The following is a 12,212-nucleotide window of genomic DNA, read 5'->3' as shown; positions in this document are numbered from 1 at the left end:
GTCAGCGATCCCGGCCCCTCACCGCCGTCCGGAGCAGCCCGGGACCGTACAGTGTTCCGGGGGCCCGCCCCCTTCCCCACCAGCCGCTTCACCGCCGCAGCGGCGTACGCAGCCCCAACTCCCCGCGCGAGGAGCCAGCCACGCCATGGCCGAGCACGCCGATCACCCCGCCTACCCCGTAGGACTCCGCCTCTCCGGCCGGCGCGTCGTCGTCATCGGCGGCGGGCAGGTCGCACAGCGCCGCCTCCCCGCGCTCATCGCTGCCGGCGGGGACATCCTGCTCATCTCGACGTCGGCCACTCCCTCGGTCGAGGCGATGGCAACGGCGGGTGAGATCGCCTGGGAGCGGCGCACCTATGCGGACGGCGACCTGGCCGGAGCCTGGTACGTACTGATCGCGACCGGTGACACGCAGGCCAACGAGCTGGCATCGGCCGAGGCCGAGCGGCGCCGCATCTGGTGCGTCCGGAGCGACGACGCGGCAGCCGCCACCGCCTGGACACCCGCCACCGGCCGCAGCGAGGGCGTGACCGTGGCCGTCCTCACCGGCCACGACCCGCGCCGGTCGGCCGCCGTGCGCGACGCCGTCGTGGAGGGGCTGCGTGACGGAACGCTCGCCGCCCCGCGCAACCGCGACCGCTCGGCCCCGGGCGTCGCCCTGGTCGGCGGCGGACCCGGCGATCCCGACCTCATCACCGTGCGCGGACGGCGCCTGCTCGCCGAGGCGGACGTCGTCATCGCCGACCGGCTCGGCCCGCGCGATCTGCTCGACGAGCTGCCCCCGCACGTCGAGGTCATCGACGCCGCGAAGATCCCGTACGGCAGGTTCATGGCGCAGGAGGCCATCAACAACGCGCTCATCGAGCACGCCAGGGCCGGAAAGGCCGTCGTACGGCTCAAGGGGGGCGATCCATTCGTCTTCGGGCGGGGCATGGAGGAGGCCGAGGCGCTCGCCGCCGCGGGCATCGCCTGCACCGTGGTGCCCGGCATCTCCAGCTCCATCAGCGTCCCCGGAGCCGCCGGGATCCCCGTCACCCACCGCGGTGTCGCCCATGAATTCACCGTGGTCAGCGGCCATGTGGCCCCTGACGACGAGCGTTCGCTGGTGGACTGGGCGGCCCTCGCGAGGCTGCGCGGCACCCTCGTCGTGCTCATGGGCGTCGACAAGATCGGCGCCATCGCCGCGGCCCTCGTCACCCACGGAAAGAGCCCGGACACCCCCGTGGCACTCGTCCAGGAGGGGACCACGGCCGCCCAGCGCCGGGTCGATGCGACGCTCGCGACGGTGGGGGAGAAGGCCAGGTCCGAGGGGGTGCGACCGCCCGCGGTCATCGTCATCGGCCCCGTCGTGCGGGTCGGACCGCCGTACGACCGCCCCTGACCGATTCCGTGCCCATCCGTTGGCACCTCTTCCAGGACAAGGCAGTATCACCCTGTGGCTGATCTCATCACTGTCGATGACCCCGACGACCCGCGTCTGCGTGACTACACGGGCCTGACCGACGTCGAGCTCCGGCGCAAGCGCGAACCCGTCGAGGGTCTCTTCATCGCCGAGGGCGAGAAGGTCATCCGCCGGGCCAGGCTCGCGGGGTACGAGATGCGGTCGATGCTCCTATCGGCCAAGTGGGTCGACGTCATGCGCGACGTCATCGACGAGGTCCCTGCCCCGGTGTACGCCGTCAGCCCCGAGCTCGCCGAGCAGGTGACGGGCTACCACGTGCACCGCGGCGCCCTCGCCTCCATGCAGCGCAAGCCGCTGCCCACCTCCGGCGAACTGCTCGCGAGCACCCGCAAGATCGTCGTCATGGAGTCGGTCAACGACCACACCAACATCGGCGCCATCTTCCGCAGCGCCGCGGCGCTCGGCATGGACGCGGTGCTGCTCTCGCCGGACTGCGCCGACCCGCTCTACCGCCGCTCGGTCAAGGTCTCCATGGGCGCGGTGTTCGCAGTGCCCTACGCCCGCCTCGAATCGTGGCCCAGAGGGCTGGACACCGTACGGGAAGCGGGGTTCAAGCTGCTCGCCCTCACCCCCGACGCGAAGGCGTCGGCCATCGAGGACGCCGCTCCGCACCGGCTCGACCGGGTGGCGCTGATGCTCGGCGCCGAGGGGGAGGGCCTCTCGACGCAGGCCCTTGTCGCCGCGGACGAATGGGTACGGATCCCGATGGCGCACGGCGTGGACTCCCTCAACGTGGGAGCAGCGGCCGCCGTTGCCTTCTACGCGGTGGCCACGGGCCGGCCGCAGAGCTGACGGAACCCGCCGACGGCGGGCCCGGCCCGCCGGGCCGGGACCCGCTCAGAACTGCTGCGCCGCCGCGATCCCGAGCAGCACGATCAGCGTCACGACGACGAAGACGATCAGACGCTGCCGCATCATCCGCGGACTCGGCCCGGTCCGCCGGCCGGCCGGAGTCGGACGCCCGCCGGCCGACCTCGACCCCGGGCGGAGCTGAGTACGCCCCCCCGAGCGCGTGGTGTTGCGCGGCGGCCCCGGCCGGGAGCCCCCGTGCGGCGCGGACGGGCGTGACGCCTGCGGCCTGGGGGTCTGGGCGCCGTCGGCGCGGCGCGGCGGGGCGTGCTGCTCCGTCTGCGGTGCGGCGATCCGCCCCGTCGGCCGGTCGGCCTCCTGGGCGCGGCGCTGCGCGGGGGTCCGGCCCTCGGAGAGGCCCTGCGCCTCCCGGGCGGCGATCTCCTTGAGCCGCATGGACAGTTGGAGCGTGGACGGCCGGTCCTCGGGATCCTTGGCGAGGCAGGCCCGTACCAGTGGCGCCAGGGCATCGTGCACGTCGTACAGATGCGGCTCCTCGTGCACCACCCGGTAGAGCATCACCTCGGAACTGCCGTGCCCGAAGGGAGAGTCGGCCGTCGCCGCGTACGCCAGCGTGGCGCCCAGCGCGAAGACGTCGGTCGCCGGGGTGACCGCGGCGCCGCGCACCTGCTCGGGAGCCAGGAACCCCGGGGACCCGACCGCGGTGCCGACGTGGGTGAGGGTGCTCGCACCGGTCGCCCAGGCGATGCCGAAGTCGATGATCCGTGGGCCCTTGGGCGAGAGCAGGATGTTGGACGGCTTGAGGTCACGGTGGACGACCCCGGCCTCGTGGACCGCGACCAGCCCCTCGGAGAGCGCGGCCCCGATGGACGCCACCTCGGCGGCCGACAGCGGCCCTTCGTCGGCCACCTTGTCGTGCAGGGAGGGGCCGGGCACGTACTGGGTCGCGAACCACGGGCGGTCGGCCTCCAGGTCGGCTGCGACCAGCCGTGCCGTGCACCCGCCCCTGATCCGCCGTGCCGCGGACACCTCACGGGCGAACCGCGACCGGAACTCCTGGTCCTCGGCCAGATCCGGCCGGATCACCTTGAGCGCCACCCGCTGTCCGCGCCGGTCGGAGCCGAGGTAGACGACGCCCATACCCCCCGCGCCCAGCCGCCGGTGAAGCCTGAACGAGCCGACGACACGCGGATCCTCGCGCCGGAGCCGCATCATCGTCATGTCCATCCCCGCTGCCCGGTCCGTCTGACGAGGCACAGCTTACGTACCCGCGGGCCGGTGTGCTCATAGGCCGCGCCCTCTCGCTCCGACCGATTGCCCGGCGGGGCCCGTGGCGGTGAAGCAGGGTCAGCTCGCGCCGGGCCCGGCCGCCTTGGCCCGGGCCGTACCTCAAAGAGCCTTCACAGGAAGGGCCTTGAGCCCCTTCCCGGCACCCGGCCGGTACGGGGCACGGGTACACCGGAGCCGCCGGGCACCCGGGTCACGGCTGCCGGCAGGGGAGACCGGAGGTGCTGTACGAAGGGGCGCCGGAAGTGAGTGAAGTCACCCCGGCAGGCCTGCGGGATCCCCCGGCCGGAACGGCAGGGCGGGCCGGCGGCAGGGGAGCGGCAGGTCCGCAGGGCCCGGCCGGTCGGGCCCTCCCTCGGGGAAGACCCGCAGGTATGCGGCGGGAATCTCCACCCAGGGGAGTAGACCGGCACACGGAGGCTCATCCTCCTGTAGGCCCAGCAGTCAGTACGCGGGCATGACGACCGGCTCCCTCGCCGCCCCTAGATTTGAGGTCAAGCGGCGAGTGCAGCACTCGTCCCCCGAGGTCGGTACTCGCCGCTTGCAGAACCGACAGGAGAGGGGCCGGGGACCATGGCCGACACCGCAGCGCGGACGACACTCCGCACGCAGGGACGCAGGGCGTACACCGCGCTCGGCGTCCGCAGCTCCGGTACCCGCCACCCGCTGGTGGCGACCGCCATGGTCCTTCCCCTCGCCGCACTGCTGATGTTCGTCTTCGGAGGCTGGCAGGCAGTGGTCACACAGGCGTCGTCCGTGGGCGTGATGCTGGGGCGCTGAGCGGCGCCCCGGGTCCGGGAGAGCGGTCCGGGCCAGGGACATCCGGCCAACAACCCCGTGGGGACGGGGGTGCGGCGGACGGCAGCGTTTGTCCGGTCAGCTGGGGAGCTGACCGGACATCGCGCTGTCCGGGGCGTTCCGGTCACCGGGGGAGCACCGCGTAGGCTCCCCCGCGCAGGCCACACCGACGGGGGAGACCGTGACCGCATCCGCCCGTATCCGCGCGCTCGGCGCCGCCGCCGCGCGCGCCCTCCATCCGCCGCACGCACCGTGCCCCGGCTGCGGCCGCGGAGCCACCGTCCTCACCGACCGCCCGGACGGCACGGTCGTGCGCCACGGCGCCGCCGTGGCCAAGGCGCACGCAGCGGGCACGGACCGGGACGCCCTCGCGGTACGGGTCGCGGTCGCCGCGCACCCCCTCCTCGGCGGCATCCTGCTGCCACCGCTCGCCGGCCCGGAGGCCGGCCCCGGCGGACCCGTCACCGTGTGGCCGTGCGGCGTACCCGTCGACCCGGAGGCCCCGGAGGCGGCGCCCTGGGAGGAGGCCGCCGTCCTGCTCGCCCGGCTCCACGCGGTCCCGCCCGCCGCCCTGCCGGGGCCACTGCCCCCGATGCGCGGTCCCGCGAAGGCGGCCCGCGCGCTGGCCCGGATGCGGGAGGCGCGCCCAGGACCGGCGGAGGAACCCGTACTGCGGGCCTGGCGGGGGCTGCCCGGCTGGGCCCGCGACGAGGCGCCCGCGCCCCGCGGCGCCTTCCTCTGCCACGGCGATCTGCACCTCGGTCAGCTCGTGCGGCATCCCGCGACCGGCGGCCGCTGGCAGCTGATCGACGTGGACGACCTCGGGCAGGGCGACCCGGCCTGGGACCTGGCCCGCCCGGCGGCCTGGTACGCGGCCGGGCTGCTGGCGCCCGGGGTCTGGGCGCGGTTCCTGGCCGCCTACCGGGGCGCGGGTGGCCCGGCCGTATGCCGGGAAGGCGATCCCTGGCCCGAACTGGACGTCGCCGCGCGGGCGCTGACCGTTCAGACCGCCGCCCTCGCCCTGGCCAAGTCCACAGCAGCCGGGAGGCCCCTCGACGAGGCCGAGCGGATGATGCTCGACGCGTGCGCCCGAATCGCGGGTCTCCCGGCGGAGTTGGCGCGCGGGGCGGCATCGTAGGGTGAGCCGTCCTGATCCGATCGGCGAGGAGTTGAACCGATGCAGTGCCCCAAGTGCCATGCCCCGATGCACACGTACAACCGCAATGGCGTCCAGATCGAGCAGTGCAGCGGCTGCCGGGGGATATTCCTCGACTACGGGGAGCTCGAATCGCTGACCCGTCTTGAGTCCCAGTGGGGTCAGCAGCCCCCGCCGCAGGCCTATCCGGCGCCGCAGGCCCCCGCCTGGGGCGCCCCGCAGCACTACGACGCGCACCACGGGGGACACCACGGAGGCCATCACGGCCGCCACAACAGGGGCTTCGGCCACATGCTCTTCTCCTCCTGACCGCAGAGGGGTGAGGGCTCCCGGCGGGGGACGGGAGCCCGGCAGACAGAAGAACCCCCGGCCGTGGAGACGGCCGGGGGTTCCTTTTCCGGTGCGCGATACTGGGATTGAACCAGTGACCTCTTCCGTGTCAGGGAAGCGCTCTCCCGCTGAGCTAATCGCGCGGGACGTGCTGATACTGCTCGGGCCGCAACTCTCGCGGCCTTGTCCGACATACTGCGTGCGCGATACTGGGATTGAACCAGTGACCTCTTCCGTGTCAGGGAAGCGCTCTCCCGCTGAGCTAATCGCGCGGGAAGGAAACCCGGCCGGAGCCAGGATCCAGTGGACGATACTGGGATTGAACCAGTGACCTCTTCCGTGTCAGGGAAGCGCTCTCCCGCTGAGCTAATCGTCCTTGGAGGTGGAGACGGGATTTGAACCCGTGTAGACGGCTTTGCAGGCCGTTGCCTCGCCTCTCGGCCACTCCACCAGGAGTGCGGGGGTTCGGGAAGATCCCCCGGTCCTGCGAGCGGACGACCAGGTTCGAACTGGCGACCTCAACCTTGGCAAGGTTGCGCTCTACCAACTGAGCTACGTCCGCTTGTCATTCCCGGAGCACTTGCGCGCCCCGGCGACATGTTGAACTCTAGCGGATTCCCGGTCCAGCACAAAAACGCGTTTCCGCAGCGTGCTGCGGTGCGTTCGCGGCGGAGCGGCTTTCCGGCGGCCCGTCCTAGACTCGCCGGTGTGCACCACCTCCCTCCTCTCGCCCGCTTCGGCGGCCGCGTCGCCTGTGACCTGCGTGATGTCACCAGCGACCCCGCCGCCCTGGACTCCGCGGGTTTCTGGGCGGTGACCGCGGACTTCGAGGGAGGGCTCGTCTGCGCCCGCTTCGGGGACGTGCGCGCGGAACCGGTGCCCGAGGCCGTCCCCGGGCGGTGGCAGGGGCCCGCGGCCGGTGACTGGACGTCCTCCCTCGACCACGACGCGTACACGGCGGGGGTCCGTCACATCCGCGCGCAGATCGCCGCCGGCGAGGTCTACCAGGCCAACCTCTGCCGGGTCCTCACCGCGCCGCTGCCCGCCGGCACCACGGCCGACGTCGACGCCCTGACCGCGCTGCTCGCCCGGGGCAACCCCGCGCCGTACGCCGGCACGATCCGGCTGCCCGCACACGGAGTGGAGATCGCGACCGCCTCCCCGGAGCTGTATCTGCGCCGCTCCGGGCAAACCGTCGAGTCCGGCCCGATCAAGGGGACCGGGCGCACGGCCGCCGACCTCCTGGAGAAGGACCACGCGGAGAACGTGATGATCGTGGACCTCGTCCGCAACGACCTCGGCCGGGTCTGCGCCACCGGCTCCGTCGTGGTGCCGCGGCTCTGCGCGGTAGAGGCCCACCCCGGTCTGGTCCATCTCGTCTCCACGGTCCGCGGGGAGCTGGCCGACGGCGCCGGCTGGAGCCGTCTGCTCGCCGGAACCTTCCCGCCCGGCTCGGTGACCGGGGCGCCCAAGTCGAGCGCGCTGCGGATCATCGAGGCCCTGGAGACAGTGCCCCGCGGACCGTACTGCGGAGGCATCGGCTGGGTCGACGCCGACCGCGGGACGGCCGAGCTGGCCGTGGGCATCCGGACGTTCTGGATCGACCGCACCGGCGACCGCGGTCCTGTCCTGCGCTTCGGCACCGGCGCCGGGATCACCTGGGGCTCGGACCCGGAGCGGGAGTGGGACGAGACGGAACTCAAGGCAGGCCGGCTGCTCGCGATAGCGTCCGGGGCGGAAGAGACGATCGGAAGGACCACTCCATGAAGATCTGGGTCAACGGCGCGCTGCGGGACTCGGAGACCGCGCTGGTCTCGGTCCTCGACCACGGGCTGACCGTGGGTGACGGCATCTTCGAGACGGTCAAGGCGGCCGGGGGGCGCACCTTCGCGCTCACCCGCCACCTGGACCGGCTGACCCGCTCCGCCCGCGGACTGGGACTGCCCGACCCCGATCTCGACGAGGTGCGCCGCGCCTGCACGGCTGTGCTCGACGCCAACCCGGTGGAGCTGGGCCGGCTGCGGATCACGTACACCGGCGGGCTCTCCCCGCTCGGCTCCGACCGCGGCGACGCCGGCCCCACTCTGGTCGTGGCGGTCGGCGGGACGAAGCGCAGGCCCGACACCACCGCCGCGATCACGGTGCCGTGGACGCGCAACGAGCGCAGCGCGGTGGCCGGGCTGAAGACCACCTCGTACGCGGAGAACGTCGTCGCGCTCGCCCGCGCCCACGAACAGGGGGCGACCGAGGCGCTGTTCGCCAACACCGCGGGCGCGCTCTGCGAGGGCACCGGCTCCAACGTCTTCGTCGTGATCGGCGGTGAACTCCACACCCCGCCGCTCTCCTCGGGCTGTCTGGCCGGTATCACCCGTGCGCTGACCATCGAATGGACCGGCGCCCGGGAGAGCGAGCTGCCGCTCGACGTCCTTGAGCGGGCCGACGAGATCTTCCTGACCTCGACACTCCGCGACGTGCAGGCCGTCCACCGGGTCGACGGGCGTCAACTGGACGGCGTACCGGGCCCGGTGACCGCGAAGGCCATGCGGATCTGGGACGAGCGCGCCGCGGAGCGGCTGGACCCCTGAGCGCGGAACATCCGCCCGGCGGATGACGCGGGGCCGCAGGAGGGGTAGAACTCCCCTGATGACCACCACCCTGCGGCCGACCGGGCCGCTTCAGCAGGGCGCCGACGGCGCCAGGGCACGCTCCTACGAGGTCTGTGTGAACAGCCGCCCGGTGGGCGCGGTCGATCTCCGCACGGACGACGCGTACGGGCCCGTTTGCGGCGTGATCGGCGGGCTGCGGATCGACGAGCAGGACCGGGGCCGCGGCCGGGGCACCGTCGCGGCGCTCGCCGCCGAGGAGGTGCTGCGCGGCTGGAACTGCGACCAGGTGCGGATCGCCGTGCCCGCCGGCGCGGCGGCCGCGGTACGGATGGCCGGCGCGCTCGGCTACACGCTGCACAACAGCCACCTGGTGAAGGAACTGCCCGGGCAGCCGCCGGAACTGCCCGCGGGGGTCGAGGGCCGGCCGATGCGCGAGGACGAGTTCCGGCTGTGGCGGGCCCGGGGCATAGCCGACTACGCACAGACCTGGGTCGACCGGGGCATGGCGGAGGACCGGGCGCGGGCCAAGTCCGAGGCCGACCACCGCGAGGCGCTCCCCGAAGGCCCGGCCACCCCCGGGGCCGCCATCGACGTCCTGGTCGGGGACGGCCGGGTGCTCGGGCACGTCTGGACCGGCGAGGCCCGGTCGGACCCCGGCCGGCACGTGGCCTTCGTCTTCGACGTCGAGGTCGCCGAGGAGCACCGCGGCCGTGGCCACGGCCGCTCCCTGATGCTGCTCGCCGAGCGCGAGGCGCTGGCCGCCGGGGCGCGGCAGATCAAGCTGAACGTGCTGACGGCCAACACCCCGGCTGTCCGGCTCTACGCGTCACTCGGCTACCGCCCGGCCGAGCACTTCTACGGCAAGCACCTGCTCTGAGGCGTCCGGCTCCCGGCCGTCCTGAGCCGCCTCAGGCTCCGGCCGCGAGCAGCCGGTCGGCGATCTCCTCGATCCGCTCGCGCAGCCCTTCCTGGCTCTTGCCGCCGTCCAGCCGTTCGCCGGCGATCACATAGGTCGGGGTGCCGGTGACACCGATCGCCTTGCCCTCGGCCTGGTCGGCGTCGACGGTCAGCGTGTGCCGGCCGTCGATCAGCACGGTGTCGAACTCGGCGGTGTCCAGGCCCAGTCCGGCCGCGATCTCCAGCAGCACCGGCTCGCCCCGGGACGCCAGCTCCTCGGTACGGGCCAGCACGGCCTCGGTGTACGGCCAGCCCTGCCCCTGCTCGAAGGCCTCCTCCGCCGCCTGGGCCGCCGCGTACGCGTGCCGGTGCTTCTCCAGCGGGAAGTGGCGCAGCCGCAGGTCGAGGCGGTCGCCGTACCGGGCGCGCAGCGCGCGTACGTCGTCCAGGGCGCTGCGGCAGTCGGGGCACTGGAGCTCGCACCAGACGTCCAGGACGACGGGGCGGGGGGCGGGGGAGTCACTCATGCTGCCAGTCTCCCAGCCGTGCGCGGTACGGCCGAACCGGGCCCTGAGGAGGATCCGCCCCCGAGATGTCCCTGAGGTCGGGCCCGGGCGTGGCCCCCGGACCCCGGTCCGGTGCAGGATGGAGGGAAGCGAACCCATGGCTGGAGGAGACCGGATGATTGCCGAGACCGTCTGTTCCGCGGTGTCCGCGGCGGGGCTGGGCATCGCCGCGATCACGGCGTACCGCAAGCGCTTCCTGGCGGCGACCCGTATTTTCGCGTACGCGCTGGTCCCGGTGGGGCTGGTGCTGACGGGGGTCGTCGGGTGGGTGGCCGACATCGCGTTCAAGCCGTCGGTGTGGCTGGGCTTCGGGATGCTCGCGGTCGCCTGGCTGCTGTTCCTCACCACCAGGGCCGTCGAGCGCCGTTCCGGCGGCACCCGCAAGGAGCGTCGGGCGGCCGCCAGGGCCGCCGGGACCGACCAGGTCGCCCCCGGGGCCCCGGCGCCGTCGCTTCCTGGCCGTACCGGGGCGCAGCCGCAGGCCGCGGCGCGGCCCGCGCCGCGGAGCAAGGCGGCCGGGGCTGCCGCGCCGGGCGAGGACTTCTCCGATGTCGAGGCGATCCTCAAGAAGCACGGCATCTGACGGCATCCGACTGCGCCGCCCGGACCCCGTCCCGGCGCCGTACGGCCTGGCCCCGGCCCGGGCGCCGCCCGCGGGTGCGGTGCCGAGCCCTCACTGCGGAGAGTCGGCACATGCCCCGGCCTTCTCGATGAATCGATTCACTGAGCGGGGAGAGTCCGGAGGGACCCCGAGGGGAGCAGTACCGGTGCTCAGCTGCGTCAACCCTTGACGGAGCCCGGGGCGAGGGTTAGCTTCCAGCTGGTTTGAAACAATTCACCGAACAGTCGGCAGGGCTGTCGGGAACCGGTGCGGGACGGGTCCGCCGCGCCCCGGGGCCCGTCCGTCTCGCCCGGCCGGGGGCGCGACCGTACGATGAGCGCACTCCGCGCGGGCAGCCGGACAGCATCCCGGCCCGGGACAGCCAGGTACAGCAGGTGGGACAGACGTGGCAGGCATCAAGGACGTGGCCAGGCGCGCGGGCGTCTCGGTCGGCACCGTGTCCAACGTCATCAACCGGCCGGCCTCGGTCTCGCCGGAGACCCGCGGTCGTGTGCAGGCCGCCATCGCCGAACTCGGCTACGTACGGAGCGAGTCGGCCAGGCAGTTGAGGGCGGGCAGCAGCCGGATCGTCGCGCTGCTCGTGCTCGACATGGGTAATCCCTTCTTCGTGGACATCGCCCGCGGGGCGGAACGGGCCGCCCGCGGGGCCGGGCTCGGCGTGATGGTCTGCAACAGCGACCAGAGCCCAGCGGAGGAGGCGGCCTACCTCTCGCTCTTCGCCGAACAGCGGGTGCTGGGAGTGCTGGTCACCCCGGCCGACCCCACGGGCAGGTCCCTGGAGGACTTCGGCCGGCACGGCATCCCGTCCGTGCTCGTCGACCGGGTGGCCTCCGGTGCCACCTCCTGCGCCGTCTCCGTGGACGACGTCCACGGCGGCACCCTGGCCGTACGCCACCTCGTCGCCGCGGGGCACCGCTCGATCGCCTTCGTCACAGGACCGCCCGAACTGCGCCAGATCCAGGACCGCAGGAAGGGTGCGCTCGCCGCCCTCGAAGAGGCCGGACTCCCGCCGGAGGCCCTGGTGGAGATCTCCGCGGGGAGGCTCGACGTGGCGGCCGGCCGGGACGCCGGCGCCCGGCTGGTCGGCCTGGCGCCGCGCCCGACAGCTGTCTTCTGCGTGAACGACCTGCTGGCGCTCGGCGTGCTCCAGTCGCTGTACGCGGCGGGCGTCAAGGTGCCGCAGGAGATGGCGATCGTCGGCTACGACGACATCGAGTTCGCCGCCGCGGCCGCCGTGCCGCTGACATCGGTACGCCAGCCCGCGGTGCTGATGGGGCGGATGGCGGCCGAACTCCTCCTGGAGGAGGCCGGGTACGCGGGGGATGCCGAACACCTGCACCGCGGTGTCATGCTCCAGCCCGAGCTCGTCGTCCGCGCCTCCAGCATCCTGCCGCACTGACGTCCGGGCCGGCGTACGTACGGCCGGGCTGTCACGGGATCCAGCGAACTGCCCGCCCGCATATGCGTGTTGGTCGGCGAAAACGGCTCCGCTGCGTCATCATCGGCCCGAGATGCCGGATACCTCCCGGGACGGTTCCGCCGTCCCCACCCCTGCCCCCGAGCCGCGTGGCTGTCTCTTCGCGCTCTCCCAGCCGCCTCTGATGATCTTCCTCGGGGTGATCTGCTGTCTGCTGTTCATGGCGGCCGTACATGACCTGTTCCTGCTGTGAGGGCGGAC

Annotated in this window: 13 protein-coding genes and 5 tRNA genes; 11 read left to right on the top strand and 7 right to left on the bottom strand. The window is 73.3% G+C overall.

Annotated elements, in window-relative coordinates; genetic code table 11:
- The first annotated feature begins 145 nt into the window (after positions 1-145).
- Together cobA and OG917_RS06100 are read left to right on the top strand one after the other, a co-directional pair.
- The gene (cobA, locus tag OG917_RS06105; RefSeq protein WP_328316499.1) at positions 146-1,381 is read left to right on the top strand and encodes a uroporphyrinogen-III C-methyltransferase; all 1,236 of its coding nucleotides are present in this window, start codon (positions 146-148) and stop codon (positions 1,379-1,381) included.
- A 54-nt stretch (positions 1,382-1,435) separates the two neighbouring features.
- Positions 1,436-2,254, top strand: a complete 819-nt coding sequence (locus OG917_RS06100; RefSeq protein WP_328316498.1) for a TrmH family RNA methyltransferase — start codon at positions 1,436-1,438, stop codon at positions 2,252-2,254.
- Positions 2,255-2,299: 45 nt separating this feature from the next.
- Here OG917_RS06100 and OG917_RS06095 read toward each other — a convergent pair whose 3' ends face one another.
- The gene (locus OG917_RS06095) at positions 2,300-3,493 is read right to left on the bottom strand and encodes a serine/threonine-protein kinase (protein WP_328321685.1); all 1,194 of its coding nucleotides are present in this window, start codon (positions 3,491-3,493) and stop codon (positions 2,300-2,302) included.
- 639 nt (positions 3,494-4,132) lie between these two features.
- On the opposite strand from OG917_RS06095, the gene OG917_RS06090 reads away from it, so the two are divergent.
- From OG917_RS06090 to OG917_RS06080, 3 genes are all read left to right on the top strand, one after another.
- Positions 4,133-4,339 carry a hypothetical protein gene (locus OG917_RS06090; RefSeq protein WP_328316497.1) on the top strand — a complete coding sequence of 69 codons (207 nt, stop codon included), beginning with the start codon at positions 4,133-4,135 and terminating at the stop codon, positions 4,337-4,339.
- Positions 4,340-4,538: 199 nt separating this feature from the next.
- Entirely contained in the window at positions 4,539-5,495 is a 957-nt protein-coding gene (locus tag OG917_RS06085) for a phosphotransferase family protein (RefSeq protein ID WP_328316496.1), read from the top strand.
- A 39-nt stretch (positions 5,496-5,534) separates the two neighbouring features.
- On the top strand, positions 5,535-5,822 hold the full coding sequence (locus OG917_RS06080) for a TFIIB-type zinc ribbon-containing protein (protein WP_328316495.1): 288 nt from the start codon (positions 5,535-5,537) through the stop codon (positions 5,820-5,822).
- A 92-nt stretch (positions 5,823-5,914) separates the two neighbouring features.
- Here OG917_RS06080 and OG917_RS06075 read toward each other — a convergent pair.
- The 5 genes from OG917_RS06075 to OG917_RS06055 all read right to left on the bottom strand — a co-directional run bounded on the left by OG917_RS06075 (position 5,915) and on the right by OG917_RS06055 (position 6,405).
- A tRNA-Val gene (locus OG917_RS06075) sits at positions 5,915-5,986 on the bottom strand.
- Positions 5,987-6,043: 57 nt separating this feature from the next.
- Positions 6,044-6,115: transfer RNA gene (locus OG917_RS06070), tRNA-Val, on the bottom strand.
- A gap of 32 nt (positions 6,116-6,147) precedes the next feature.
- Positions 6,148-6,219, bottom strand: a tRNA-Val gene (locus tag OG917_RS06065).
- 1 nt (position 6,220) lies between these two features.
- Positions 6,221-6,294 (bottom strand) — tRNA-Cys (locus OG917_RS06060).
- Between the two features lie 38 nt (positions 6,295-6,332).
- A tRNA-Gly gene (locus OG917_RS06055) sits at positions 6,333-6,405 on the bottom strand.
- 146 nt (positions 6,406-6,551) lie between these two features.
- Here OG917_RS06055 and OG917_RS06050 point away from each other — a divergent pair.
- The 3 genes from OG917_RS06050 to OG917_RS06040 are packed head-to-tail and all read left to right on the top strand — an operon-like array spanning position 6,552 to position 9,326.
- Entirely contained in the window at positions 6,552-7,610 is a 1,059-nt protein-coding gene (locus OG917_RS06050; protein ID WP_328316494.1) for a chorismate-binding protein, read from the top strand.
- Positions 7,607-8,428: an aminotransferase class IV gene (locus OG917_RS06045; RefSeq protein WP_328316493.1), complete on the top strand. Its 822-nt coding sequence runs from the start codon at positions 7,607-7,609 to the stop codon at positions 8,426-8,428. The genes OG917_RS06050 and OG917_RS06045 overlap by 4 nt, the downstream gene beginning before the upstream one ends.
- Positions 8,429-8,486: 58 nt before the next feature.
- Entirely contained in the window at positions 8,487-9,326 is an 840-nt protein-coding gene (locus OG917_RS06040) for a GNAT family N-acetyltransferase (protein ID WP_328316492.1), read from the top strand.
- 31 nt (positions 9,327-9,357) lie between these two features.
- Here the strand turns inward: OG917_RS06040 and OG917_RS06035 are convergent, their stop codons facing one another.
- Positions 9,358-9,873, bottom strand: a complete 516-nt coding sequence (locus OG917_RS06035; RefSeq protein ID WP_328316491.1) for a DsbA family protein — start codon at positions 9,871-9,873, stop codon at positions 9,358-9,360.
- A 154-nt stretch (positions 9,874-10,027) separates the two neighbouring features.
- Between OG917_RS06035 and OG917_RS06030 the strand changes: the two genes are divergently transcribed.
- The 3 genes from OG917_RS06030 (at position 10,028) to OG917_RS06020 (ending at position 12,204) form a co-directional block, all read left to right on the top strand.
- On the top strand, positions 10,028-10,495 hold the full coding sequence (locus tag OG917_RS06030) for a hypothetical protein (protein WP_328316490.1): 468 nt from the start codon (positions 10,028-10,030) through the stop codon (positions 10,493-10,495).
- A 424-nt stretch (positions 10,496-10,919) separates the two neighbouring features.
- Complete coding sequence (locus OG917_RS06025; protein ID WP_328316489.1) at positions 10,920-11,933, top strand: LacI family DNA-binding transcriptional regulator; 1,014 nt, start codon at positions 10,920-10,922, stop codon at positions 11,931-11,933.
- Positions 11,934-12,045: 112 nt separating this feature from the next.
- Entirely contained in the window at positions 12,046-12,204 is a 159-nt protein-coding gene (locus OG917_RS06020; RefSeq protein ID WP_328316488.1) for a hypothetical protein, read from the top strand.
- The last annotated feature ends 8 nt before the right edge of the window (positions 12,205-12,212 follow it).

Origin of the sequence: Streptomyces sp. NBC_00388 (assembly GCF_036061255.1) — a bacterium.
Lineage (GTDB): Bacteria > Actinomycetota > Actinomycetes > Streptomycetales > Streptomycetaceae > Streptomyces.
Note: the sequence above shows the minus strand (reverse complement) of the source record. Positions and strands in the feature narration are given on the sequence as shown.